Below are 22,096 nucleotides of genomic sequence, written 5' to 3'. Positions count from 1 at the left end.
GCCATATTCGCGCACGAGGGAACAGTGAGGTGCCGCCGTCACGAGGGGCATGGCCCTCTCCCCGCAGGCGGGAAGAGGGCCGGTAGAGGTTAGGCCGCGCGTGCCTTGACGATCTTGCCGGGCGCGCGGGGCGGCTCGCCCTTGGGGAGCGCGTCGACATGCTCCATGCCCGAGGTCACTTCGCCCCAGACGGTGTACTGGCCGTCGAGGAAGCGCGCGTCGTCGAAGCAGATGAAGAACTGGCTGTTCGCGCTGTTGGGATCGTTGGTGCGCGCCATCGAGGCGACGCCGCGGACATGCGGCTCCTTCGAGAATTCGGCGGGCAGGTTCGGCTTGTCCGAGCCGCGCATGCCGGTGCCCGAGGGATCACCGCCCTGCGCCATGAAGCCGGGGATCACGCGGTGGAACACCACGCCATCGTAAAAGCCTTCGTTGGCCAGTTCGGCGATGCGCGCGACGTGCTTGGGCGCGAGATCGGGGCGGAGCTTGATCGTGACGTCGCCGGTTTCGAGCGTCAGCGTCAGCGTTTCGGGAGTATCGGCCATCCTGCAATCCTTGTCTTGATCGGGTGCCCGGCCCTAGCCCTGACAATCGCGTCATGCAAACGCGCGGGCGTTGGCTTTGGCGACTCGCCGCGTTAGGAGCCGTTGATCCGGACGCCAATCGGGCAGGGAGGCGAATCCATGAGCGACACCGAACTGCCCCGGCCCGAGGACGAGGCCGCGATCGAGACCGGCGAGGTCGCCCAGCTCGACGAGGACGACCGGCTAAAGCCCGAATTCGTCCGCGCCGTGCTCGACGCGGTGTACGAAGGCGATGCCGAGGGTGCGCGCGCGCTGGTCGAGCCGCTCCACCCCGCCGACATCGCCGATCTGTTCGAGCTGACGCCGCACGAAGACCGCGCCGATCTCGCCAAGGCGATCACCGATCTGCTCGACGCCGACGTGTTCGCCGAGATGAACGATTACGTCCGCGAGGATCTGATCGACGCGCTCGAGCCGCACGAGATCGCCGACATCGCCGCCGAACTCGATACCGACGACGCGGTCGCGATCATCGAGGACATGGACGCCGAGGATCAGCGCGAGGTGCTGCGCGCACTCGACCCCGACGATCGCGCCGCGATCGAGGAGGCGCTGAGCTACCCGGAAGAATCCGCCGGCCGCCTGATGCAGCGCGAGCTGATCGCGGTGCCCGAACATTGGACCGTCGGCGATACGCTCGATTACCTGCGGCGGCACGAGGAACTGACCACCGACTTCTGGGAAATCTACGTCGTCGATCCCGGCCACAAGCCGGTCGGCACGTGCAAGCTTTCCTGGATCCTGCGCACGCCGCGCAACATCGCGATCAGCGACGTGATGCAGCGCGAGCAGACGCTCATCCCGGTCGACATGGACCAGGAAGAGGTCGCGCTGCGCTTTCAGAAATATGCGCTGATCTCGGCGGCGGTGGTCGATCTCAGCGGCCGGCTGGTCGGCATGATAACGGTCGACGACGTCGTCCACATCATCCAGCAGGAAGCGGGCGAGGATATCCTGCGGCTGTCGGGCGCGGGGGAAGGCGACATCAACGAGCCGATCCTGCTGACGGTGCGGACGCGGATCACCTGGCTGGTGGTCAATCTCGGCACCGCGATCCTCGCCGCCTCCGTGGTTGGGCTGTTCCAGGGCGAGATCGGCCGGTTCGCGCTGCTCGCGGTGCTGATGCCGATCGTGTCGGGCATGGGCGGCAACGCCGGCACGCAGACGTTGGCGGTGGTGGTGCGCGCGCTCGCCACCAACCAGCTCACCGAATCGAACACGATCCGCATGATCCTGCGCGAATTCCGCATCGCCGCCGCCAACGGCGCGATGCTCGGGCTGCTGATCGGGGCGGGCACGTTGCTGATCTTCGGCAATCCCGCGCTCGCCGTGGTGATCGGGCTGGCGATGATCATCAACAATCTCGTCGCCGGGCTGGCGGGCGTGCTGGTGCCGGTGACGCTCGACCGGCTCGATGTCGATCCCGCCGTGTCCTCGGCGGTGTTCGTCACGACGATGACTGATGTGATGGGGTTTTTCTCGTTTCTCGGGCTCGCGACTTTGTGGGGTCTTGGCAGCTAGGCCGGTCGTGGCCAGATGGGCCGGGATGGCATTGCATCTCACCAAGGTTGCGTTCGGGGCGACCAGTTACGCGCATCTCGAAGCGCGCCTGCGCGAGCGCGCCGAGGCGGGGCCGGTGTTCCTGACCACGCGCTACCTGCCCAAGCGCCATGAGGAGATCGCCGGCGAGGGATCTTTGTTCTGGATCTTGAAACACATGCTGGTCGCGCGCTCGCCGATCCTCGGCTTCGGCGAGGCGGAGGGCGGCCGCGTCGCGATCCTGCTCGGGCCGCTCGTGCGCGTCCAGCCGCGCCCCAAGCGCGCGCATCAGGGCTGGCGCTATCTCGAAGCCGAGGATGCGCCCGCCGACTTCGGAGACGGCGATCACGACGCGGACGCGATGCCGGCGGCACTGAGCGCCAAACTGAGCGCGCTGGCGCTGATCTGATCTGCCGCCCGCTCGGCCCGGCGAAGGCGACGCACCTGCGCCGCGGCCATGTCCCGCATGGGACGAGCTGCGCGCCCACCAAATACAAGAAGGGACCGGCGCCAATACACGCGCCGGTCCCTTCGACCCCCAACGCAACACGGGGTAACGCGTGAGCGGCTAGACGGCCGGCGCGTCGCCGCGCCGGCCCTCCGCTCCGTCCCGATACGCCACACGGGAAGAAGCCTGTTAAGCGCATGAGCGCGAAAATCGTTCCGGGGGCGTAGCGACGGCGGAAACCCGCGCCTCGCTCCGTCAGCGGCAGTAGCGTGGGTTGTCCGACTGATCGATCGCGCGGCCCGCCAGTGCGCCCGCGCCCGCGCCGAGAACGGTGCCGACCCCGCGATCGCCACGGCCCGCGATGCTGTTGCCGAGCAGACCGCCCGCGATCGCGCCGAGGATCGTGCCGGTCGCGCTGCTGCACTGGTTCGACCGGTAGCGGCGGTTGTAATAGCCGCGATCATAGCCGCGATCGTACCCACGGCCGTCGTAATAGCCGCCGCGATCCTGATAATAATAGGACGGGCCACGATTGTAGCCGTCACGATAGGCATCGTTATAGGCGCGGTCGTAACGGCCATCGCCGTAATATTGGGCCGAGGCCGGCGCGGCCGCCAGGCCACCGGCGGTCATCGCGAGGGCGGCAGCGGCGAGCGAAACTTTCTTCATCATCGTCCTTCTCCCGAAATCCGGCTCGAAACGGCGGCGGCGATGCGCCGCGTCCTTCGATCATGCCGGTATGACCGAGTCGCTTTGAGCCGAGACTGAACGCGTCCGTTATCCTTTGTTCATCGTTGGAAAGCGTTGCGCCGTGTCGCGGCATCGCTCACGGCTGGCGCGATGCGCGTGGTCCTGTCCTGTCTGCTGATGCTGCTCTTCGTCCCGGACTGGATGGGCGAGCCGCGCCTGCCGCTGATGGGCAAGCGCGCGGTCGTCCGCGCCGCCCCGATCGCGCTCGACGCGGCGCATCCGGCGCGGAGCAGGGTCGGCGCGCTGGTGTGGCTCGGCGGCGTGCGGCTCACCAGCCCCGATCGGGCGTTCGGCGGCTTCTCCGCGCTCCACGTCGCGCGCGGCCACCGCGTCACGCTGCTCAGCGACGGCGGCAATATCGTGCAGTTCACGCTCGGCCCGGATTGGCGCCCGCGCGCGATCGCGTTCGGCGATCTTCCCGCCGGCCCCGGCACCGGCTGGGCCAAGGTCGACCGCGACAGCGAATCGATGGGCGTCGATCCCCGCGACGGCAGCGTCGTCGCGGGCTTCGAGAACAGCAACATGCTGTGGCGCTACACGCCCGACCTGCGCCGCGCGCTCGGCGCGGCGGCCCCGCGCGCGATGGCGGGATGGCCGGGCAACGAAGGCGCCGAATCGTTCACCTTCCTGCCCCGCGCCGGCTGGGGCGGCGGCGCGATCGCGATCGGCGAGCAAGCGCCGTGGCCGGGTGGCACGGGCCGCGCGGCGTTTCGCTTCACCGGCGATCCGGTGCGTGAGCCCAATCGCGGCTACCGCTTCAGCTATATCCCGCCCGCGCGCTCCGATCCGAGCGACATGACGGTGCTGCCCGATGGCCGGCTGATCGTACTCAACCGCCGCTTCACGCTGCCCTTCACCTTCACCAACACGCTGGTGGTGATAGACCGCGGCGCGATTCGCCCGGGCGCGGTGGTGCGCGGACGCGAGATCGCGACGCTGGCGCCGCCGCTGGTCCATGAGAATTTCGAGGGGATCGCCGCGACGCGCGAGGGCGGGCGCACGATTCTATGGCTGGTGTCCGATGACAACCAGTCCGTGCTTCAGCGCAGTCTGCTGCTGAAGTTCAGGCTCGACGCGCCGGGCACTCCAGGGAGCGCCCGGCCGTGAAGCGGATCAGGCGGCGGCCTGCGCCGAGGAGAGCTTCTTGGCGACATCGCGCTTGAGGCGACGCGCGCGCAGCGAGAGCTTGTCCTCGCTGGTCTTGACCAGCCAGTTGTCGAGCCCGCCGACATGCTCGACCGAGCGCAGGCCGTGCGTCGAGACGCGCAGCTTGACGCTGGTGCCGAGCGCTTCGGACATCAGGGTGACGTTCTGCAGGTTCGGCAGGAAGGTGCGCTTGGTCTTGTTGTTGGCGTGGGAGACATTGTTCCCCACCATCCGGCCCTTGCCGGTCAGTTCGCAAATCCGCGACATGATGTATTCCTGAAAGCTGGGGTGATCCCGTGAAGGCGCAGGCGCATAACGGGGTTGTCCGGGCAGGTCAACCGATTCAGCGCGCGCTCGCCGCCCGCTCCTGGGGCGATGCAACGATCCGCCAGGCCCCGCGTTGGTTACGATATCGATTCGATCGTTCCGTGGGGAGAGTGTTGATGCGTTTCCTGTTAGCCCTGATCGGCATCGCCGCCGTCATCGTCGTCGCGATGGTCTCGCTCGGCCTGCTGTCGTTCCAGACCCGCCCCGGCAGCCTGCCGAGCGTCCATGTCGATGGCGGCACCGCCCCGGCGGTCAGCGCCAATGTCGCGACGCTGTCGGTCGGCACCAAGGAGAAGGTGGTCGATGTGCCCACCGTCGGCACCACGCAGAAGACGATCGCGGTGCCGACCATCCATATGAACAAGCCGGGTGACGGCACCAGCAACGCCGCCGCCGAATAACCTTGTCGCGCGCGCGGCCGGCGGGGCATGGGGCGATGATGTTCCCGGTCCCGCCCCCGATGCGCGCCGCGCTCGATGCCGCCGCCGCCGCCGCCGCGCGCGGGGAGGTGCCGGTCGGCGCCGCGATCGTGCGCGCCGGCACGGTCATCGCCACCTCCGCCAACGCGCCCCGCACCCGCCACGATCCCACCGCGCATGCCGAGATGCTCGCGATCCGCGCCGCCGCGCAAGCGATCGGCGACGACCGGCTCGGCGACTGCGACCTGTGGGTGACGTTGGAGCCCTGCGCGATGTGCGCGGGCGCGATCGCCCACGCGCGCATCGCCCGGCTCTATTATGGCGCGGGCGATCCGAAGGGCGGCGCGGTCGAGCACGGCCCGCGCCTGTTCACGCATCCCACGATCCACCACCGCCCGGAAATCTACCCCGGCATCGCCGAGCGCGAGGCGGCGGCGCTGCTCCGCGACTTCTTCGCGCGGCGCCGCTGATCGTCCCCGCGCGCGGGGACGATCAGCGCAGATCGCTCTCCGGGATCGGGACGATCTTGATCTCCACGCGCCGATTGGCCGCTCGACCCTCCTCGGTCTCGTTGTTGGCGATCGGCTGGGTCTTGCCGAAGCCGCGCGTCGCGATGCGCGCGCCGTTCACCCCGTGCGTGACGAGGTAATCCGCCACCGCCACCGCGCGCCGTTCGGACAGTCCCTGGTTGTACGCGTCCGATCCGATCGCATCGGTATGGCCGTAGATGTCGATATAGGTCCGGTCATATTGCCCAAGCACCCGCGCGACATCGTCGAGCGTGTGCTGGAACGCCGGCGCGACCGTGTCGCTGTTATAGGCGAAGTTGATTCCCGAAGGGATGCTGAGGATCAGGTCGTCGCCCCGCCGGATCACGCGGACCTCGGTGCCGGCGGTGCGCTCGCGCAGGTCGCGCTCCTGCTTGTCCATATACGATCCGATCGCCGCGCCGGCGAGCCCGCCGATCCCCGCGCCCGCGATCTTGGCGGTGCGGTCGTGCCGCCCGCCGACGAGATCGCCGAGCAGATAGCCGCCGAGCGCGCCGCCGATCCCGCCGATCGCGGTGTTCGAAAGATGCTGCCGCCCGGTTTCGGGATCGGTGACGCAGCCGGTGGTGGCGAGCAGCGCGGCGAGCGCCGCGACGGTGGTGAAGCGCGCGGCATGGCGCATGATGATCGGTCCCTTTCCTTCCCGGCGGCACCCGCCACCGGCCCGTACCGCCCAACCATTCCGCTCCCGCGTCTGTTCCGCAAGCGAATTGATCGTGCGCGCGGCGGTTGTGAAGCGACGCGATTCGCGTCAAAGGGGGTATGGCGCCATGCACCCTCTCTCTCCCTTCCCGTGGATCGACGTCGCGATCATCGTCGCGTTGATCGTCCTGAACGGCCTGTTCGCGATGTCCGAACTCGCGATCGTCTCGGCGCGGCGCGCCCGGCTGGAGGCGATGGCCCGCGCCAGGGTGCGCGGCGCCGAGACCGCGCTCAGGCTCGCCGCCGATCCCGGCAAGATCCTGTCGACCACGCAGATCGGCATCACGCTGATCGGCATCCTCGCCGGCGCCTATTCGGGCGCGAGCCTGGGCCAGCCGGTCGCGGCGCGGCTGCAATGGCTCGGCCTGCCCCCGCAGACCACCGAATCGCTCGGTTTCGCGCTGGTGATCGGGCTCACCACCTATGCCTCGCTCGTGATCGGCGAACTCGTCCCCAAGCAGATCGCGCTGCGCGCGCCCGAACGGATCGCGGCGATGGCGGCGGGGCCGGTGCTGGCGCTCGCCTGGGGGACCGCGCCGGTGGTGTGGCTGCTCGATTCGTCGAGCGCGCTGCTGTTCCGGCTGATGCGGCTCGATCGCAAGACCGAGGAGCATGTCACCGCCGAGGAACTCCACCTCATCGTCGCCGAGGCGAGCAAGTCGGGCGTGATCGAGGAGCATGAACGCTCGATCATCTCGGGCGTGGTGCGGCTGGCCGACCGGCCGGTGCGCGAGGTGATGACCCCGCGCACCGATGTCGAATGGATCGACGCGACGCTGAGTGATCGTGGCGACGAGGCCGGCGTGCGCGCCGCCTTGATGGTCGCCTCGCACAGCCGGCTGCCGGTGGCGGAAGGCTCGGTCGACAAGGTCGTCGGCGTGGTGCAGGCGCGCGACGTGGCGGTCGCGCTGTTTCGCGGCGAACCGCTCGATCTGCGCGCGCTGATGCGTTCGGCGCCGGTGGTGCTCGATCAGATCGACGCGATGGACGCGCTCGACGCGCTGCGCCAGGCCGAGGTGCCGATGGCGCTGATCCACGACGAATATGGCCATTTCGAAGGCATCGTCACCCCCGCCGATCTGCTCGCCGCGATCGCGGGCGAATTCGCCTCCGATGCCGATCCCGACGACGAACCCTCGGTGGTGGAGCGCGACGACGGCTCGCTGCTCGTCGCCGGCCACATGGCCGCCGACGCGCTCGCCGAGCGGCTGTGCATCGACCTGCCCGAAGACCGCGATTACGCCACCGTCGCCGGCCTCGCGCTCGCCAAGTTCCGCCACCTGCCCGGTGAGGGCGAGCATTTCACTGAACAGGGCTGGAAATTCGAAGTCGTCGATCTCGACGGCCGCCGCATCGACAAATTGCTGGTGAGTCGGGCGTAAGCGCAGGTGAGCCGCCCCTAACCGTCGCCCCGGCGCAGGCCGGGGCCGCTGCATGATGTGGCGACCCGGTTGCCCAAAACGCAACGGCCCCGGCCTGCGCCGGGGCGACGGCAGAGACGCGAGAAAAGCCCAGCCCCAACCGTTCGTGCCGAGCGAAGTCGAGGCACATTGCGCCTGCACGCCTCCCTCGACTTCGCTCGGGACGAACGGAACGGGGCATGCCCGCACACGGTCACCCCAGCAAAGCCTCACCCGGATACGGCTTGCGATGCGCCCGCACCGCCAGCGGAGCTATAGCGTCGCGCCGCGCCGGAACAATCAGCCGTGCGCGCGGGTGCCGTGGTTCTGCGCGAGCCGCTCCCCCTTCGCCTGGCATGCCGCCGAGACGACCGGATAGTCGAGGTCGCTGTTGCGCGCCAGCACCGCCGGCATCGCTGCCTGGCATTGTTCGATCGAGCGATATTGCACGGTCTCGATCCGCGTCTGCGCGCATTGCGCGCTGCCGTCGCCGCAGCCCAGGATCGCCATGACGTAGAAGAGCGGTTCCATGAACGCCTCCGGTTCGCTTGGGGGCGGTCTCGCCGGCCCGCCATCAGGAGGTAAAGCGACCGGGCGGGCCGCTGGTTCCATGAGACGCTTCCGATACGGCTTGACCACGCCTACATTCGGTCACGATGCCTCCCGAAACCTTCACCTCCGACGCGCGCGAGCGCCCGCTGCTGCCGACGCTGCGCCGCTTCCTGCCCTATCTATGGCCCGCCGGCGCGCCCGCGCTGAAGCTGCGCATCGTCGCGGCGATGCTGCTCGTCATCGCGTCCAAGCTGGTCCAGGTCTATGGCGCGCCGTTCGCGCTGCAAGGCGCGATCGACGGCATGGCCGGGCACCGCCCCGCGCCCGATCTCACCACGCTCGTCTGCCTGATGGTCGTCGGCTATGCCGCCGCGCGTTTCGGCTCGGTGGTGTTCGACAACCTGCGCAACGCGGTGTTCGAGCGCGTCGGGCAGGATGCCACGCGGCGGCTGGCGGCGACGGTGTTCCGCCATCTCCACCAGCTCAGCCTGCGCTTCCACCTCGAACGCCGCACCGGCGCGGTCACCAAGGTGGTCGAGCGCGGCACCAAGAGCATCGACACGATGCTCTATTTCCTGCTGTTCAACATCGCGCCGACCGTCCTCGAACTCGCGCTCGTGATCGGCATCTTCTGGACCAAGTTCGGAGTGTGGCTGGTCGCCGGCACTTTGGTGATGGTCGGCGTCTATATCTGGTTCACCCGCGCCGTCACCGATTGGCGCGCCGCGCTGCGCACGCGGATGAACGATCTCGATACCGGCGCGGTCGCGCATGCGGTCGATTCGCTGCTCAACTTCGAAACGGTCAAATATTTCGGCGCCGAGGAACGCGAGGCGAAGCGCTACGACCGGGCGATGGCGCTCTATGCCAATGCGGCGGTCAAATCGGAGAATTCGCTGGCCTGGCTCAACGTCGGCCAAGCCGCGATCACCAATCTGATGATGGCGGGGGGCATGCTGCTCGTCGTGATCGGCTGGAGCCAGGGCCGCTTCACCGCCGGCAACGTCGTGCTGGTGTCGACGCTGCTCAGCCAGTTGTTCCGCCCGCTCGATCTGCTCGGCATGGTGTATCGCACGATCCGCCAGGGCGTGCTCGACATGGGCGCGATGTTCGATCTGGTCGACACGCCGAGCGAGGTGATCGATCCCCGGGGCGCGCCGCCGCTGGCGGTGGCGCGCGGGCATGTCCGCTTCGAGAACGTGCGCTTCGGCTATGATGCGGGCCAGCCGATCCTCAAGGGCGTCGATCTCGACATTCCAGCCGGCACCACGCTCGCCGTGGTCGGCCCGTCGGGCGCCGGCAAGTCGACGCTCGCGCGGCTGATGTACCGGTTCTACGATCTCACCGGCGGCCGCATCACCATCGACGGGCAGGATATCGCGCAGGTGACGCAGGCGAGCCTGCGCGCCGCGATCGGCATCGTCCCCCAGGATACGGTGCTATTCAACGACACGATCGGCTACAACATCGCTTACGGTCGCGAAGGCGCGAGCGAGACCGAGATCGAGGCCGCCGCGCGCGGCGCCGCGATCGCGGGCTTCATCGAACGCCAGCCGCAGGGCTATGAAACGCGCGTCGGCGAGCGCGGGCTCAAGCTTTCGGGCGGCGAGAAGCAGCGCGTCGCGATCGCGCGCACCCTGCTCAAGGATCCGCCGATCCTGATCCTCGACGAGGCCACCTCCGCGCTCGACAGCCGCACCGAGGGCGAAATCCTCGACACGCTCCAGGCGATCGAACGCGGGCGCACCACCATCGTCATCGCGCACCGCCTCTCCACCGTGGTCCACGCCGACGAGATCGTCGTGCTCGAGGCGGGCGAGGTCAAGGAACGCGGCACCCACGCCGAACTGCTGCGCCGCGACGGCCTCTATGCCGAGATGTGGAACCGGCAGGCGCAGGAACGCGCCGAGGAAGCGCTCGCCGCCGAATAACCGCGTCGCTGAAACGCCTCGCTACGACGTTCGGCCCGTTGCGCTGGCGCGTGCGCTGGTGCAACAGGCGGATCGTTACGCGCAGGGTAATCAAGGTTGCAACCGCCTGCGCCGGAGACTGTGAATGACCGACGCCGAACCGGTGGAACCGGCCAAGCCGCTCCCCCGCACCCCCGGAGAGCGTTTGCGCGAAGCCCGCGAGGCGCAGGGCCTCTCGCTCGACGAGGTCGCCGCGCGCACCCGCGTGCCGCTGCGCCAGCTTCAGGCGATCGAGGACGGCAATTACGCCGCGCTCCCCTCGATCACCTATTCGGTCGGCTTCGCCAAGGCCTATGCGCGCGCGGTCGGCGCCGACGAGGTCGCGATCGCGCGCGATGTCCGCGCGCAGAACACGCACCAGCCCGCGGTGCGCCGCACCGAATATGTCGCCTACGAACCCGACGAGCCCAAGCGCGAGCCGAGCGGGCTCGTCGCGGTGGTCGGCGTCGCGCTCGCGCTGCTGCTGCTGATCGCCGCCGGGCTGTGGTTCGGCACCACCTGGTTCCGCGGCGACAGCGCCGCGCCCGCCGCCGCGACCGACACCGCCGCGCAGACCGCCGTGCCCGAGGCCCCGGCGACGCCGGCGCCCGTGCCGGCCGGCGGCCAAGTCACGCTCACCGCCAAGGACGACGTGTGGCTGCGCATCTACGACCGTGACGGCACGGTCTATGAGAACACGCTGAAGCCCGGCGACAGCTATGCGGTGCCGCAGGACCGGGCCGGGCTGATGATCAACGTCGGCCGCCCCGACAAGCTCACCGTCACCGTCAACGGCAGCGCGGTGCCCGCGCTGGGCGACGGCAGGGTTCCGATCAAGGACGTGCCGATCAGCGCCACGGCGCTGCTCGCGCGCGGCACCGCCGCCGCGCCGGTGGCGGCCGCGACCCCGCTCGCCGCCGCCAGCCCCGCCGCCCGGCCCGCCCCGCGCGCGACCCCGCGCCACCGCGAGAGCGCGGCGGAAGCGAACGCGGCGGCGCTCAACATCGCCGCGCCCGCATCGGCACCGCCGGCACCCGCCGCGACGCCGGCTCCGTAAAGGCTGGCGACAGGCGGCGTGGCTTAGAGCTATAGCGAGCGGCAGCGGACTTGCGAGGGATGGGAATGCGTAGACGGATTTTGGCCTGGGTTCTGCTGGCGGGCGGCGCGTGCGCGGCGGCCCCGGCGTTCGGCCAGGCCTCGGCGGTCGAGAGCCGCGTCGGCAAGCTCGAAAGCGAGATGCGCGCGGTCCAGCGCAAGGTCTTTCCGGGCGGCGCCGGCCAATATCTCGAACCCGAGATCAAACCCGCCGCGCCCGAGGATATCCCCGGCAGCCCGTCGGGCAGCCCGCTGTCCGATCTCACCGCGCGCGTCAACGCGCTCGAGAGCCAGTTGACCGGCATCACCGGCCAGATCGAGACGACGCAGCACCGCACACAGGTGCTCGAGGATGCGTTCAACGCCTATAAGCGCAGCACCGACGCGCGCATCAAGGCGCTCGAGGATGCCGCTGCGGGCGCCGGTTCGCCCGCGCCGATCGCCGACACGTCCGACACGCCGCCGCCCCGCGCCGGCAGCAAGCCCGGCGCCGGCGTCAAGCAGCCCGCCGCGCGCCCGGGCAAGACCGCCGAGGCCGACGACGGCGCGCCCCCCACCACCGATCCCGCGCGCCAGAAGCAGCTCGCCGCGATCGAGCGCCCAAAAACGGGCGACGCGGCCGAGGACGCCTATCTCTACGGCTACCGGCTGTGGCAGGCGAAAATGTACCCGGAGGCCGAGGCGCAGTTCAAGCTCGTCACCGCCACCTACCCCAAGCACAAGCGCGCGAGCTACGCGCAGAACCTGCTCGGCCGCTCCTATCTCGAAGACGGCAAGCCGAGCCTCGCCAGCCTCGCCTTCTACGACAATTACAAGAAATGGCCCGATGGCGAGCGCGCGCCCGACAGCCTCTATTATCTCGGCCAGTCGCTGGTCCGGCTCGGCAAGCCCGCGGCGGATGTCTGCAAGGTCTATCGCGAGCTCGAGGATGTCTATGGCGCCAAGCTCAGCGACGCGATGAAGGGCGATGTCACGCGCGCCAAGGCGCAATCGAAATGCGCGTGATGTGATCGCGCTCGAACCGGCGCCGGTCGCGCGGTTCGGGGCGGATTGCGAACGGCTGCTCGGCGCGCCGGTCGGCGGGCGCCGGCTGGCGCTGGCGGTCTCGGGCGGGCCGGACAGCATGGGGATGCTCGCGCTCGCGGCGGCGGCGTTTCCCGGCCGGGTGACGGCGGCGACGGTCGATCACGCGCTGCGCGCGGCGAGCGCCGACGAGGCGGCGATGGTCGCCGCGCATTGCGCCACGCTCGGCGTGCCCCATGCGACGCTCGCCATCGCCGAGCCGCGCCCCGCCACCGGCAACCTCCACGCCTGGGCGCGCGCGCGCCGCTACGCGCTGCTGCTGCGCTGGGCCGCGCAGGCCGGCTGCGCCGCGCTGCTCACCGCGCATCACGCCGACGACCAGGCCGAGACCTTCTTGATGCGCGCCGCGCGCGGCTCGGGCGTGGCGGGGCTGGCCGGCATCCGCGCGCGCCAGCCGGGCGCCCCGCCGATCATCCGCCCGCTGCTCGGATGGCGGCGCGCCGAGCTGCGCGCGATCGCCGCCGCCGCCGCCGTGCCGTTCGTCGATGATCCGAGCAACCGCGATCCCGTGTTCGAACGCGCCCGCGTCCGCGCGACGCTCGCCGCGATCGACTGGCTCGATCCGCTCCGCCTCGCCGCCGCCGCCGCCCACGCCGCCGAGGCCGAGGATGCGCTCGCCGCGCTCACCGAAATCTTCTGGGCGCAGCGCGCGGCGGAAACGCCCGGCGCGGTGGCGGTCACCGTCGCCGGCCTGCCGCGCGAGATTCGCCGCCGCCTCGCTGCGCGCGCGCTCCGCGCGATCGACCCGGCGACCGCCACCGACAATATCGAGTCGCTGCTCGAATCGCTCGAATCGGGCAAACGCGCGACGCAGGGGCGCGTCCTCGCCGCCCCGGCGCGCGAAATCTGGCGATTCGGCCCCGCCCCGCCACGCCGATCACACCAATCGGCGTAAGTAATGGCTCTGTTCCATTGCCATTAACATCAGGCTGCTTATCTTGGACGTTCGAAAGGTAGCGTATCCATGAACGATAACGACAAGCGGCCCGGCCCCGACAATGGGGGCGGTAATCCCTGGATGAAGAGCCTGCTGATCTGGGTCGGCATCCTGGTCGCGCTTGCGATGTTCGTCATGTTGCTCGACACGCGCGACGTCGCGAACGGCAACAACACGATCGCATATTCGGCGTTTCTGGATAAGGTCGAATCGCATACCATCAAGGACGTCAACGTCGCGGGTGAGGTCATCACCGGCACGCAGACCGATGGCAGCAAGTTCCGCACCTATGCGATCCCGTCCGATCTGCAGTTGACCGACCGGCTGCGTAAGGCCGGCGTCGAGATCAACGCCAAGCCCGATGAAGGCTCGCCCTTCTGGCAGATCATGCTGATGCAGTCGCTGCCGTTCCTGTTGTTCCTCGGCATCGCCTATTTCGTGTTGCGCCAGATGCAGAAGGGCTCCGGCTCGGGCGCGATGGGCTTCGGCAAGAGCCGCGCCAAGATGCTCACGCAGCGCGACGGCAAGGTGACGTTCGACGATGTCGCCGGCATCGACGAGGCGCGCGAGGAATTGCAGGAGATCGTCGAGTTCCTGAAGGATCCGACCAAATTCGCCCGCCTCGGCGGCAAGATCCCCAAGGGCGCGTTGCTGGTCGGCTCGCCCGGCACCGGCAAGACCTTGCTCGCGCGCGCCATCGCGGGCGAGGCGGGCGTGCCGTTCTTCACCATCTCGGGTTCTGACTTCGTCGAGATGTTCGTCGGCGTCGGCGCGAGCCGCGTGCGCGACATGTTCGAACAGGCCAAGAAATCGGCGCCGTGCATCGTCTTCATCGACGAGATCGATGCGGTCGGCCGCCATCGCGGCGCAGGGCTCGGCAACGGCAATGACGAGCGCGAACAGACGCTCAACCAGTTGCTGGTCGAGATGGACGGGTTCGAGGCCAACGAAGGCATCATCATCATCGCGGCGACCAACCGCCCCGACGTGCTCGATCCGGCGCTGCTGCGTCCGGGCCGGTTCGATCGCCAGGTGCAGGTGCCGCGTCCTGACATCGAGGGCCGCGTCAAGATCCTCCAGGTTCATATGAAGAAGGTGCCGCTCGCGCTCGACGTCGATCCGCGCACCATCGCGCGCGGCACGCCCGGCTTCTCGGGCGCCGATCTCGCCAACCTCGTCAACGAGGCCGCGTTGCTCGCGGCGCGGCGCGGCAAGCGGCTCGTCGCCGCCGCCGAGTTCGACGACGCGCGCGACAAGGTGATGATGGGTGCCGAGCGCCGTTCGATGGTGATGACCGACGACGAGAAGCGGATGACCGCCTATCACGAAGCCGGCCACGCGCTCGTCTTCGCGCACGAGCCGACCGCGGATCCGATCCACAAGGCGACGATCATCCCGCGCGGCTTCGCGCTGGGCATGGTCCAGCCGCTGCCCGAACGCGACACCTACAGCTATCACCGCGACAAGATGCACGCCGATATCGCCGTGGCGTTCGGTGGCCGCATCGCGGAAGAGCTGGTGTTCGGCTTCGACAAGGTCAGCTCGGGCGCCTCGAACGACATCATGCAGGCGACTCGGCTCGCGCGCGCGATGGTGACGAAGTGGGGCCTGTCCGACCGGCTCGGCCCGCTCGACTTCAGCGATAGCGAGGACAGCTTCACCGGCTATGCCGCGCCGCGTGCCGGCAAGGCGATGTCGGACGAGACCGCGCGGCTGATCGACAGCGAGGTCAAGCGCTTCGTCGAACAGGGGCTGGAGCGCGCGCGCCAGATCCTGACCGACCATATCGATCAGTTGCACCTCATCGCCAATGCGCTGCTCGAACTCGAGACGCTCACCGGCGAGGACATCAAGCGCCTGATCGCCGGCGAGGATCTCGACCGCCCCGACAGCAACGCGCCGACCGTGGTGCTGCCGAGCAGCGGCACCTCGATCCCCAAGACGCGCCGTGGCAAGGGGCCCGGCCCGTTCGGCAACCCGCTGCCGGCGTGAGATTTTGGGGCCACCCGGCGGTTCGTCCGCCGGGTGGCCCGTCCCGTCCCCGCACGATCACCCGCGCCCCGCGTCCTACAGCGCGCGCGACAGCCGCACCGCGCGCGCGATCCACGGCGGGTTCGTCACGAGCTGCGGGCGCGCGCGCGGCTCGAACGGCAGGATCTGCAACCGCGCACCCTCCTCGTCGCGCTCCTGCCCGATCAGCCGCCCGAACACGAACCGCCCCGCCGGCTTCGGCACCAGCACGTCGCGGTTGAGCGCGGTCGCGAACGCCTCGGGCGCCAGCCGCTCGCACCAGATCTCGTCCCCCGCGCGGTAATCGCCGATTCCGGCCGCCACCGTCACCGCGATCAGCCCCGGCGCGGCGGCGGGCGCGACGACGCTCGCCGGGCGGCGCGGCGCGTGCGCCCCGCCCGCCTCGATCACCGCCGCGACCGGAATGTCGGCCCGGTCGGGCAAGCGCACGAGGTCCGCCGCCGTCACGCCGAGCGCCGCCGCGATCCGGTTGAGCCACGCGACCGATACGGTGCGCGTGCCCGTCTCCAGCCGTCCGATCGTCTGCGCCGTGGTGGCCGGCGAGCACGCGCGCGCGACATCCTCGAGCGTCATCCCCTTGGCGCGTCGAACCTCGCGAATGGCGGTTATCATCGGGTGTAATGAACCACGTTGGTTTTCCCCTGTCCTACAGCGGCATCGCCGTGCCACCCGCTTCCTATTGTATTCAGGAGGAATTTCAATGCGTGAGCGGGTGGAACAGGCAATCGACGCGGATGGCGTGCGAAGTGAGACGGTTAGCCGGCGCGGACGCAGCGTGACCGTCAACGTCGCCGAGTCGCCGCTCGGCTGGCTGCGCGCGCGCGGGCTGGTCGATGCGCGCCAGTTCGAGGCGGGCGAGCGGCTCCGCGACGATTACGAAACGGCGGCGCTCGCGCCCGCCGTCACGATGCGCTGGGCGCCGCGCGTCGATGGCGGTGCGGCCGGCGGCCTCGATCCAACAACCGCGCGGATCGCCGCCAAGCGCCGCTTCGACGCGGCGGTCGCGGCGGCCGGGCCGGGGCTCTCCGACATCCTCTGGCGCGTCATCTGCGCCGGCGAAGCGCTCCCCGCCGCCGAGAAGGCGCTCGGCTGGCCGACCCGCGCCGGCCGCCTCGTCCTCACCCTCGCGCTGGACCGGCTGGCGGCGCACTACCGGCTGTCGTCATAGACGACGTTAGCGATGTTTGCGCCGGCTCGCTCCCCACGAGCCGGCGATATGCCCAGCCGATCCCGATCAGCGCGAAGCCCAGCCCCATGAACGACAGGATGCGCAAAATCCCTTCGAGCGCGGCGGCGTCGATCAGGAACACCTTCAGCGTCACCGCCGTCAGCAGCGCCAGCCCCGCGACGCGCAGGTCGGCGGCGCGGTCGCGAATGCCGATCCCCAGCCACATGATCGCCAGCCCGAGCAGCGCCGCCGAATAGAGCCAGGTCTCCGTGCGGTCGACCGCTCCGGTCAGGATCGTGCCATGCGCGGCCTGCCGGACCGCCGCCGCCACCGCGACCAGCACCGCCGCCAGCAAGGCGATCAGGCCGCGACGATCGTTCCGCCACGGCCACAGCCACGCCGCGATCGGCGCGGCATCGAGCGTCGCCAGATTGAACACCGGCACCGCGCCCACCGCCTGCGCCACGAACGCCGGATCGAGGATCAGCAGGTCGAACCACACGAACCGCGCGAGCCCGACCACCAGCAGCGCCCGCGACAAAACGGGCTGCCGCGCCCGCATCGCCCAGGCCGCAGCCAGGAATGCCTGTGTGATGGCGACCCGCTCCGCCATGCCGAGCGCCGTGAAGCGCGCGGCATCGCCGATCGCGAGCGGCTGCTTGGCGAGCGCGTAGAGCGTGACGATGCCGACCGCCGCCACCGCGAGGATCGCCCGCCGCCGCCACGCGGGCGCGATCGGCCGCCGCCACGCCAGCGCCCCCGCGATCAGCGCGGCCGGCAGCGTCAGCTCGCGCAGGATCGTCGCGATCGGCGGGAGCAGCAGGAACGGCAGACGATCGCCGAGGATCGACCAGCCGACGAGCCGGAGCAGATCGGCGAGCGGATGCCACGCGAACGCCAGCGTCGCGACACCGGCCGCCACGCCCGCGCCCGGCAGCGGCAGCCGCGCTGCGATGACGAGTGCCGTGGCCAGTCCGAGTCCGGCCGCATGCCACGGCGCGGGAAGGGCGGCCGGCAACAGCGACAGCCCGATCGCCAAGCCGATCCAGCCCAGCAGAGCGCGGCCGATCCGATCGGTCAGCAGCCAACCGGTCGCCGCGATCATCCCCGCCGGCAACACCCCAAGCGCGAGCAGATCCGCGACCGGCGGCGCCGGTGCCGCCGTGAGGACACTCGCCACATACGCCCGCGCCGCGTCGCTGGTCAGTACGACGGCGGCGGCGGTCGCCAACGCCGGCGCCATCGCGAGCCGGCCCAGCGCGGCGTCCCCCGCCCGCCTCGACCAGCCCGCCAGCGCGACGCCGATCGCGAGCCACGCCGGCCAGCGCCACGGATCGGGCAGCACCTCCCCCGCCGCGACGCCCGCGAGCAAAGCCGCCGCCGCCGCACCGCCGACGAGGTCGGGCGAAACCCGCAGGAGCGGATTCGCCGCGGTGCGCGCGCGCCAACTGATCGCGGCACAAGCGAGCGCGAGCGCGAACAGCAGCGCACCCCAAACCACCGGCGCGAGCAGCGACGGGGCGAAGACGATGCTCACCAGCGCCGGTCCGGCGGTTCCGCCGACCGCGATCATCGCCCAAAGCGCGCTCTGCCGGAGCAAGACATGGCCGGGCACCGCGAACAGCACCGTGATCGCCACCGCCGCCCACGCGGCTGCGCCATGCACGGGCTGAAGCAAGGCCGCCGCGAGCAGCATCAACACCAGCGCGAGCGCGGCGCCCGCGCCGGGCGCCAGTTTGGAATCGCGCCAGCCGAGCCACAGCGCCGCCGCGCTCAGCAGCAGATACAATCCCCACGACAGGCCGGAGAAATCGAGCGCCGGCGCCAGCACCAGCAATTGCACGAACCCGGCGACCAGCGGCACGAGCCGCAGCCACGGCCGCCGCGAGGATGCCCCGGCGCCCGGCAACGCCAGCGTCGCGCCGACCGCGAGCAACAGCACGAAACCGCCCACACCGGCAAGCGCCCCGCCCGGCATCATCGCGATCAGCAGGTTCGCCCAAGCGAAGCCGCCGCCGCACGCCGCCAGCGCCAGCCACGCCCAGCCGCGCCGGATCGCCAGGCCGAACAAGGCCGCGATCAACAGCGCGAGATACACGAGCAGCGGCCCGACCCCGCCAGCGCCCAAACCCGCCAGCAACGGTGCGACAAAGCCGCCGATCAGCGCCATGATCGCGGTCGGCGAACCATGCCGCAACGCGAGGCCCAGCGCCGCCAGCGTCACCGCCGCCATCAGCGCGAACGCCGGCGCGGTGCCGATCAGGTGATACAAGGCCGCGCCGACATACAGCGCCGCGTACAGGCTGGCGGTGCCCGCACCCGCCAGCACCTGGCCGACACGCGGATCGTCGCGGGTGGCGGGCAGACGGCGCGCAACCTCGCTGCCCGCGATCAGCAACAGGCCGAACAGCCCGGCGAGCGACGTGCGCGCGGCCGGCCCGAGCAATCCGCTCTCGATCGAATAGCGCACAAGGAAGAACGCCGACAGCACCAGCGCCGCACCGCCGATCCAGATCGGCAGCTTGCCGCCGACAATGCTCTCGAAGCTGATCCGCGCCGGCTGGGGCGCACGGCGCGGCGGCGGCACGGATTCGGGGGGCGGCACGGCGGCCTCGGGGAGCGGTGGCGCGATCGTCTCCGTTGGCGCGACCTTGATCGGCCCCTCGGGCAACCGCACGCGGGCGGACGCGCGCCCGGCCCGATGCTCGGGCGCCACCATGGGCTCGCGCGCCGTCTCATCGCGCCGCAGGTCGAGCACCTCGGTCTCCAGAGCGCGCACGCGCATGAGCAGGTTGCGGACCATCAACCCCAGCACGACGACCGCGATCAGCAACACTTCGGTCATCGTCGCTCCATGACACTCAATCAAACCAATAGCATGCTCGACGCCCGACACGAACTTTCGTCGATGGTATCGCGGCGCGCCGACTTGCGCTAACGCGGTCGGCATGCAGATCGACTTCGTGAAATGCCATGGTTCGGGCAATGATTTCCCGCTGATCGACGCGCGCGACGGCACCGTAGCGGAGCGCGATTGGCCAGGGATTGCGCGCGCGCTCGCCGATCGTGCCGGGCCGGTCGGCGGCGACGGGCTGCTGCTGCTGACCACGGGCGACGAGGAACACGCTTTTGGCATGCGCATGTTCAACAGCGACGGCAGCGAGGCCGAGACGTGTCTCAACGGCTTGCGCTGCGTGGCGCGCGCGGGGTTCGAGCGGCTCGGCCTGGATACCGCGACCGTGCGGCTCAAGACCTCGCAGGCGACCGTCGCGCGCGATCCCGATCTCGCGCCCGGGGTGGTGACGATCCGAGAAATTGCCGGCCCCGCGACGCGCGACGTGACCACCTGGCCGCTTCATGGCGCGGGAACGGAGATCATCGAAGCGCCGATCGCGACGCTCGGGAGTGAGCGCGCGTTCACGGCGATCGCCATTCCGAACCCGCATCTGATCGCCTTTGTCGGGGCGGCGGATGACAGCGAGCTGACCGCGATCGGCGGCGTTTGCGAAGCCGCGCCCGCTTGGTTGCCCAACCGCGCCAACGTCAGCTTCGTCGAGGTGCGCGAAACCGGCCTGTTCGTGCGCACCTTCGAGCGCGGCGTCGGGCTCACCAACAGTTGCGGCAGCGCGATGGCCGCCTCGACCTATGCGGCCTGTCTGACCGGCCGCGCGGAGTTCGGGCGCGAAATCGCGGTGTTCAACCGCGGCGGACTGGTGCGCGCGCAGGCTGAAGACGACGGCATGGTGCGATTGTCGGGCAATGCCACAGTCGAATGGGCCGGCACGATCACCGTTGATCCCGCGACGGCGAGCACGCGCGATCTCGTCGTATCGGCGCGCTTCGATGCCGAGCGAGCCGCCTGGAACCGAGCCGTGGAAACGCTGTGCGACGACGGCTAAGCCCCGGTTCAGCCAGTTTGTGCAACCAAGCGCATCCCGTGTCGTTACGACGGCACAATGAAAGGACGGAAGCCATGAACCCGATTTCCCGCTTCGCCGCCATCGCCGCAACCGCGTCACTCGCGCTCGCCGCGCCGGCCGTCGCGCAAACCCGCGATGACGATGCCCGCTTCCAGGCAGCGCAACAGCGCTTCAACAACGAACTCAACATCTTCCGGCAGGAATTCGACCGCTATCAGGCGGCGCGCGCGCGTGGATACAACAACCAAGGCTATTATAACGGCCCCCGCAATGCTCCGCCGCCGCCCTATGTTCAGCCGTACGCCGACGATCGCGACGAAGGCGACTATGATCCGGCGCGCTATTATCGCGACGGGCCGAACTATCAGGAGCGCGTGCTGAGCAACAACGACCGCGTCTATCGCGGCAATGATGGCCGCTATTACTGCAAGCGCAACGATGGCACGACCGGCCTCATCATCGGCGCTGCCGGTGGCGGTATTCTCGGCAACGTGATCGACGGCGGCCATTCGCGCATCGTCGGCACGCTGCTCGGTGGTGCGGTCGGCGCGCTGGCGGGCAAGGCGATCGACCAGAACAATAGCCAGGTGCGTTGCCGCTGATGGGCGAATCCGCGCTCGTCGCCGCGATCGAGCTTGGCGGGACCAAGTGCATCGCGGCGATCGCGCGCGGACGCGACATCCTCAACCGCGAACGTTGGCCGACGCGCACACCCGCCGAAACGCTGCCGGCGATCCTGGACTGGATCGCCGAAGCATCGGCGGGCGAACCGCTCGCCGCGGTCGGTGTCGCCGGCTTCGGGCCGCTGGTGGTCGATCCGACGCATGCCGATTACGGCAAGATCGGTTCGACCCCCAAGCCGCATTGGTCCGGCTTCGACTTGCGCGGCGCGGTGGTGGCGCGCTTCGCCGTGCCGATCGGATTCGACACCGATGTGGCGGGCGCGGCACTGGCCGAAGGGCGATGGGGCGCGGCGCGCGGCTGCGGCACGCACATCTATGTGACGATCGGCACGGGCGTGGGCGCCGGGATCGCGGTCGCCGGCAAGCCGCTCCACGGCGCGGCGCATCCCGAGGTCGGGCATATCCGCGTGCGGCGTGATCCGACCGACGCCTTCGCCGGCGCGTGCCCATTCCACGGCGATTGCCTGGAAGGGCTGGTGTCCGGCCCCGCCATCGCCGCACGCGCGGGAATGCCCGCCGAACAGCTCGCGTCCAACGATCCATTGTGGGACCGGATCGCCGACGAGATCGCCGAGCTGGTCATGACGTTGATGCTCACCGTGCCACCGCAGCGGATCGTCATCGGCGGCGGCGTAGGGTCGAGCGGCCGCTTGCTGCCGCGTATTCGCGCGACGGCGACAGCGCGGCTGGCGGGCTATGGCCCCGGCAGCGACGCCGCGGCGATCGAGCGGCTGGTCGTATCACCGGGGCTGGGCGCCGATGCCGGTCCGCTCGGCGCGGTCGCGCTTGCACTCGCGGCGGTGGAATAGGCGCGA

22 protein-coding genes are annotated in these 22,096 nt (G+C 70.0%); 15 read left to right on the top strand and 7 right to left on the bottom strand.

Annotation, left to right across the window (positions count from 1 at the left end; translation table 11 throughout):
* Nucleotides 1–89: 89 nt before the first annotated feature.
* Nucleotides 90–545, bottom strand: coding sequence for a peptidylprolyl isomerase (locus BLS81_RS08390; protein ID WP_093223053.1), 456 nt, complete (start codon nt 543–545; stop codon nt 90–92).
* Between the two features lie 138 nt (nt 546–683).
* On the opposite strand from BLS81_RS08390, the gene mgtE reads away from it, so the two are divergent.
* Both mgtE and BLS81_RS08380 read left to right on the top strand, forming a co-directional pair.
* Nucleotides 684–2,105 carry a magnesium transporter gene (gene mgtE / locus BLS81_RS08385; RefSeq protein WP_093223052.1) on the top strand — a complete coding sequence of 474 codons (1,422 nt, stop codon included), beginning with the start codon at nt 684–686 and terminating at the stop codon, nt 2,103–2,105.
* Nucleotides 2,106–2,130: 25 nt separating this feature from the next.
* Nucleotides 2,131–2,532 carry a DUF1489 family protein gene (locus tag BLS81_RS08380; protein ID WP_093223050.1) on the top strand — a complete coding sequence of 134 codons (402 nt, stop codon included), beginning with the start codon at nt 2,131–2,133 and terminating at the stop codon, nt 2,530–2,532.
* Nucleotides 2,533–2,826: 294 nt separating this feature from the next.
* Here the strand turns inward: BLS81_RS08380 and BLS81_RS08375 are convergent, their stop codons facing one another.
* Entirely contained in the window at nt 2,827–3,243 is a 417-nt protein-coding gene (locus BLS81_RS08375; RefSeq protein ID WP_093223049.1) for a glycine zipper 2TM domain-containing protein, read from the bottom strand.
* 168 nt (nt 3,244–3,411) lie between these two features.
* Between BLS81_RS08375 and BLS81_RS08370 the strand changes: the two genes are divergently transcribed.
* Entirely contained in the window at nt 3,412–4,428 is a 1,017-nt protein-coding gene (locus BLS81_RS08370; RefSeq protein ID WP_093223687.1) for an esterase-like activity of phytase family protein, read from the top strand.
* A 6-nt stretch (nt 4,429–4,434) separates the two neighbouring features.
* Here BLS81_RS08370 and rpmB read toward each other — a convergent pair whose 3' ends face one another.
* Nucleotides 4,435–4,734, bottom strand: coding sequence for a 50S ribosomal protein L28 (gene rpmB, locus BLS81_RS08365; protein ID WP_093223047.1), 300 nt, complete (start codon nt 4,732–4,734; stop codon nt 4,435–4,437).
* 176 nt (nt 4,735–4,910) lie between these two features.
* On the opposite strand from rpmB, the gene BLS81_RS08360 reads away from it, so the two are divergent.
* Both BLS81_RS08360 and BLS81_RS08355 read left to right on the top strand, forming a co-directional pair.
* Nucleotides 4,911–5,195 (top strand): hypothetical protein, encoded by a 285-nt coding sequence (locus BLS81_RS08360; protein ID WP_093223046.1) that lies wholly within the window; start codon nt 4,911–4,913, stop codon nt 5,193–5,195.
* Nucleotides 5,196–5,254: 59 nt separating this feature from the next.
* The gene (locus BLS81_RS08355; protein WP_093223685.1) at nt 5,255–5,683 is read left to right on the top strand and encodes a nucleoside deaminase; all 429 of its coding nucleotides are present in this window, start codon (nt 5,255–5,257) and stop codon (nt 5,681–5,683) included.
* Nucleotides 5,684–5,705: 22 nt separating this feature from the next.
* Here the strand turns inward: BLS81_RS08355 and BLS81_RS08350 are convergent, their stop codons facing one another.
* Nucleotides 5,706–6,383 carry a YiaD family glycine zipper/OmpA-like lipoprotein gene (locus tag BLS81_RS08350; protein WP_093223044.1) on the bottom strand — a complete coding sequence of 226 codons (678 nt, stop codon included), beginning with the start codon at nt 6,381–6,383 and terminating at the stop codon, nt 5,706–5,708.
* 148 nt (nt 6,384–6,531) lie between these two features.
* On the opposite strand from BLS81_RS08350, the gene BLS81_RS08345 reads away from it, so the two are divergent.
* Nucleotides 6,532–7,845: a hemolysin family protein gene (locus tag BLS81_RS08345; RefSeq protein ID WP_093223043.1), complete on the top strand. Its 1,314-nt coding sequence runs from the start codon at nt 6,532–6,534 to the stop codon at nt 7,843–7,845.
* A gap of 318 nt (nt 7,846–8,163) precedes the next feature.
* Here BLS81_RS08345 and BLS81_RS08340 read toward each other — a convergent pair whose 3' ends face one another.
* Entirely contained in the window at nt 8,164–8,394 is a 231-nt protein-coding gene (locus BLS81_RS08340; RefSeq protein WP_093223041.1) for a hypothetical protein, read from the bottom strand.
* Between the two features lie 125 nt (nt 8,395–8,519).
* Between BLS81_RS08340 and BLS81_RS08335 the strand changes: the two genes are divergently transcribed.
* From BLS81_RS08335 to ftsH, 5 genes are all read left to right on the top strand, one after another.
* On the top strand, nt 8,520–10,346 hold the full coding sequence (locus BLS81_RS08335) for an ABCB family ABC transporter ATP-binding protein/permease (protein ID WP_176787087.1): 1,827 nt from the start codon (nt 8,520–8,522) through the stop codon (nt 10,344–10,346).
* Nucleotides 10,347–10,470: 124 nt separating this feature from the next.
* On the top strand, nt 10,471–11,421 hold the full coding sequence (locus BLS81_RS08330; protein WP_093223040.1) for a helix-turn-helix domain-containing protein: 951 nt from the start codon (nt 10,471–10,473) through the stop codon (nt 11,419–11,421).
* A 65-nt stretch (nt 11,422–11,486) separates the two neighbouring features.
* Nucleotides 11,487–12,464 (top strand): tetratricopeptide repeat protein, encoded by a 978-nt coding sequence (locus BLS81_RS08325; RefSeq protein WP_093223038.1) that lies wholly within the window; start codon nt 11,487–11,489, stop codon nt 12,462–12,464.
* Between the two features lies 1 nt (nt 12,465).
* A complete protein-coding gene (gene tilS / locus BLS81_RS08320) occupies nt 12,466–13,437 on the top strand; it encodes a tRNA lysidine(34) synthetase TilS (protein WP_256326139.1) in 972 nt (323 codons plus the stop codon).
* Nucleotides 13,438–13,506: 69 nt separating this feature from the next.
* Nucleotides 13,507–15,471, top strand: a complete 1,965-nt coding sequence (gene ftsH / locus BLS81_RS08315) for an ATP-dependent zinc metalloprotease FtsH (RefSeq protein WP_093223035.1) — start codon at nt 13,507–13,509, stop codon at nt 15,469–15,471.
* Between the two features lie 75 nt (nt 15,472–15,546).
* Here the strand turns inward: ftsH and BLS81_RS08310 are convergent, their stop codons facing one another.
* Entirely contained in the window at nt 15,547–16,122 is a 576-nt protein-coding gene (locus tag BLS81_RS08310; RefSeq protein WP_093223033.1) for a helix-turn-helix domain-containing protein, read from the bottom strand.
* 88 nt (nt 16,123–16,210) lie between these two features.
* On the opposite strand from BLS81_RS08310, the gene BLS81_RS08305 reads away from it, so the two are divergent.
* Nucleotides 16,211–16,678, top strand: a complete 468-nt coding sequence (locus tag BLS81_RS08305; protein WP_093223032.1) for a DUF6456 domain-containing protein — start codon at nt 16,211–16,213, stop codon at nt 16,676–16,678.
* Here BLS81_RS08305 and BLS81_RS08300 read toward each other — a convergent pair.
* Nucleotides 16,629–19,523 carry a DUF2339 domain-containing protein gene (locus BLS81_RS08300; protein WP_176787086.1) on the bottom strand — a complete coding sequence of 965 codons (2,895 nt, stop codon included), beginning with the start codon at nt 19,521–19,523 and terminating at the stop codon, nt 16,629–16,631. The two genes, BLS81_RS08305 and BLS81_RS08300, sit on opposite strands and share 50 nt — an antisense overlap.
* Nucleotides 19,524–19,626: 103 nt before the next feature.
* Here BLS81_RS08300 and dapF point away from each other — a divergent pair, with 103 nt between their 5' ends.
* The 3 genes from dapF (at nt 19,627) to BLS81_RS08285 (ending at nt 22,090) form a co-directional block, all read left to right on the top strand.
* Complete coding sequence (gene dapF, locus BLS81_RS08295; RefSeq protein ID WP_093223029.1) at nt 19,627–20,577, top strand: diaminopimelate epimerase; 951 nt, start codon at nt 19,627–19,629, stop codon at nt 20,575–20,577.
* Between the two features lie 74 nt (nt 20,578–20,651).
* Complete coding sequence (locus tag BLS81_RS08290; RefSeq protein WP_093223027.1) at nt 20,652–21,200, top strand: glycine zipper 2TM domain-containing protein; 549 nt, start codon at nt 20,652–20,654, stop codon at nt 21,198–21,200.
* A complete protein-coding gene (locus BLS81_RS08285) occupies nt 21,200–22,090 on the top strand; it encodes an ROK family protein (protein WP_093223026.1) in 891 nt (296 codons plus the stop codon). Before BLS81_RS08290 ends, BLS81_RS08285 begins: the two co-directional genes overlap by 1 nt.
* Nucleotides 22,091–22,096 lie beyond the last annotated feature (6 nt).

The organism is Sphingomonas sp. NFR15 (assembly GCF_900103265.1).
In the GTDB taxonomy this organism is placed as follows: Bacteria; Pseudomonadota; Alphaproteobacteria; order Sphingomonadales; family Sphingomonadaceae; genus Sphingomonas; species Sphingomonas pollutisoli.
Note: the sequence above shows the minus strand (reverse complement) of the source record. Positions and strands in the feature narration are given on the sequence as shown.

What these genes read in the sequence shown, in the direction of transcription:
- BLS81_RS08375 (WP_093223049.1), bottom strand. Translation starts at nt 3,243, where the DNA reads ATGATGAAGAAAGTTTCGCTCGCCGCTGCCGCCCTCGCGATGACCGCC.
- BLS81_RS08340 (WP_093223041.1), bottom strand. Translation starts at nt 8,394, where the DNA reads ATGGAACCGCTCTTCTACGTCATGGCGATCCTGGGCTGCGGCGACGGC.
- BLS81_RS08285 (WP_093223026.1), top strand. Translation starts at nt 21,200, where the DNA reads ATGGGCGAATCCGCGCTCGTCGCCGCGATCGAGCTTGGCGGGACCAAG.
- BLS81_RS08305 (WP_093223032.1), top strand. Translation starts at nt 16,211, where the DNA reads ATGCGTGAGCGGGTGGAACAGGCAATCGACGCGGATGGCGTGCGAAGT.
- BLS81_RS08390 (WP_093223053.1), bottom strand. Translation starts at nt 545, where the DNA reads ATGGCCGATACTCCCGAAACGCTGACGCTGACGCTCGAAACCGGCGAC.
- BLS81_RS08330 (WP_093223040.1), top strand. Translation starts at nt 10,471, where the DNA reads ATGACCGACGCCGAACCGGTGGAACCGGCCAAGCCGCTCCCCCGCACC.
- BLS81_RS08345 (WP_093223043.1), top strand. Translation starts at nt 6,532, where the DNA reads ATGCACCCTCTCTCTCCCTTCCCGTGGATCGACGTCGCGATCATCGTC.
- BLS81_RS08350 (WP_093223044.1), bottom strand. Translation starts at nt 6,383, where the DNA reads ATGCGCCATGCCGCGCGCTTCACCACCGTCGCGGCGCTCGCCGCGCTG.
- BLS81_RS08300 (WP_176787086.1), bottom strand. Translation starts at nt 19,523, where the DNA reads ATGACCGAAGTGTTGCTGATCGCGGTCGTCGTGCTGGGGTTGATGGTC.
- BLS81_RS08335 (WP_176787087.1), top strand. Translation starts at nt 8,520, where the DNA reads ATGCCTCCCGAAACCTTCACCTCCGACGCGCGCGAGCGCCCGCTGCTG.
- mgtE (WP_093223052.1), top strand. Translation starts at nt 684, where the DNA reads ATGAGCGACACCGAACTGCCCCGGCCCGAGGACGAGGCCGCGATCGAG.
- rpmB (WP_093223047.1), bottom strand. Translation starts at nt 4,734, where the DNA reads ATGTCGCGGATTTGCGAACTGACCGGCAAGGGCCGGATGGTGGGGAAC.
- BLS81_RS08380 (WP_093223050.1), top strand. Translation starts at nt 2,131, where the DNA reads ATGGCATTGCATCTCACCAAGGTTGCGTTCGGGGCGACCAGTTACGCG.
- BLS81_RS08355 (WP_093223685.1), top strand. Translation starts at nt 5,255, where the DNA reads ATGCGCGCCGCGCTCGATGCCGCCGCCGCCGCCGCCGCGCGCGGGGAG.
- BLS81_RS08360 (WP_093223046.1), top strand. Translation starts at nt 4,911, where the DNA reads ATGCGTTTCCTGTTAGCCCTGATCGGCATCGCCGCCGTCATCGTCGTC.
- BLS81_RS08310 (WP_093223033.1), bottom strand. Translation starts at nt 16,122, where the DNA reads ATGATAACCGCCATTCGCGAGGTTCGACGCGCCAAGGGGATGACGCTC.
- BLS81_RS08325 (WP_093223038.1), top strand. Translation starts at nt 11,487, where the DNA reads ATGCGTAGACGGATTTTGGCCTGGGTTCTGCTGGCGGGCGGCGCGTGC.
- BLS81_RS08290 (WP_093223027.1), top strand. Translation starts at nt 20,652, where the DNA reads ATGAACCCGATTTCCCGCTTCGCCGCCATCGCCGCAACCGCGTCACTC.
- BLS81_RS08370 (WP_093223687.1), top strand. Translation starts at nt 3,412, where the DNA reads ATGCGCGTGGTCCTGTCCTGTCTGCTGATGCTGCTCTTCGTCCCGGAC.
- dapF (WP_093223029.1), top strand. Translation starts at nt 19,627, where the DNA reads ATGCAGATCGACTTCGTGAAATGCCATGGTTCGGGCAATGATTTCCCG.
- ftsH (WP_093223035.1), top strand. Translation starts at nt 13,507, where the DNA reads ATGAACGATAACGACAAGCGGCCCGGCCCCGACAATGGGGGCGGTAAT.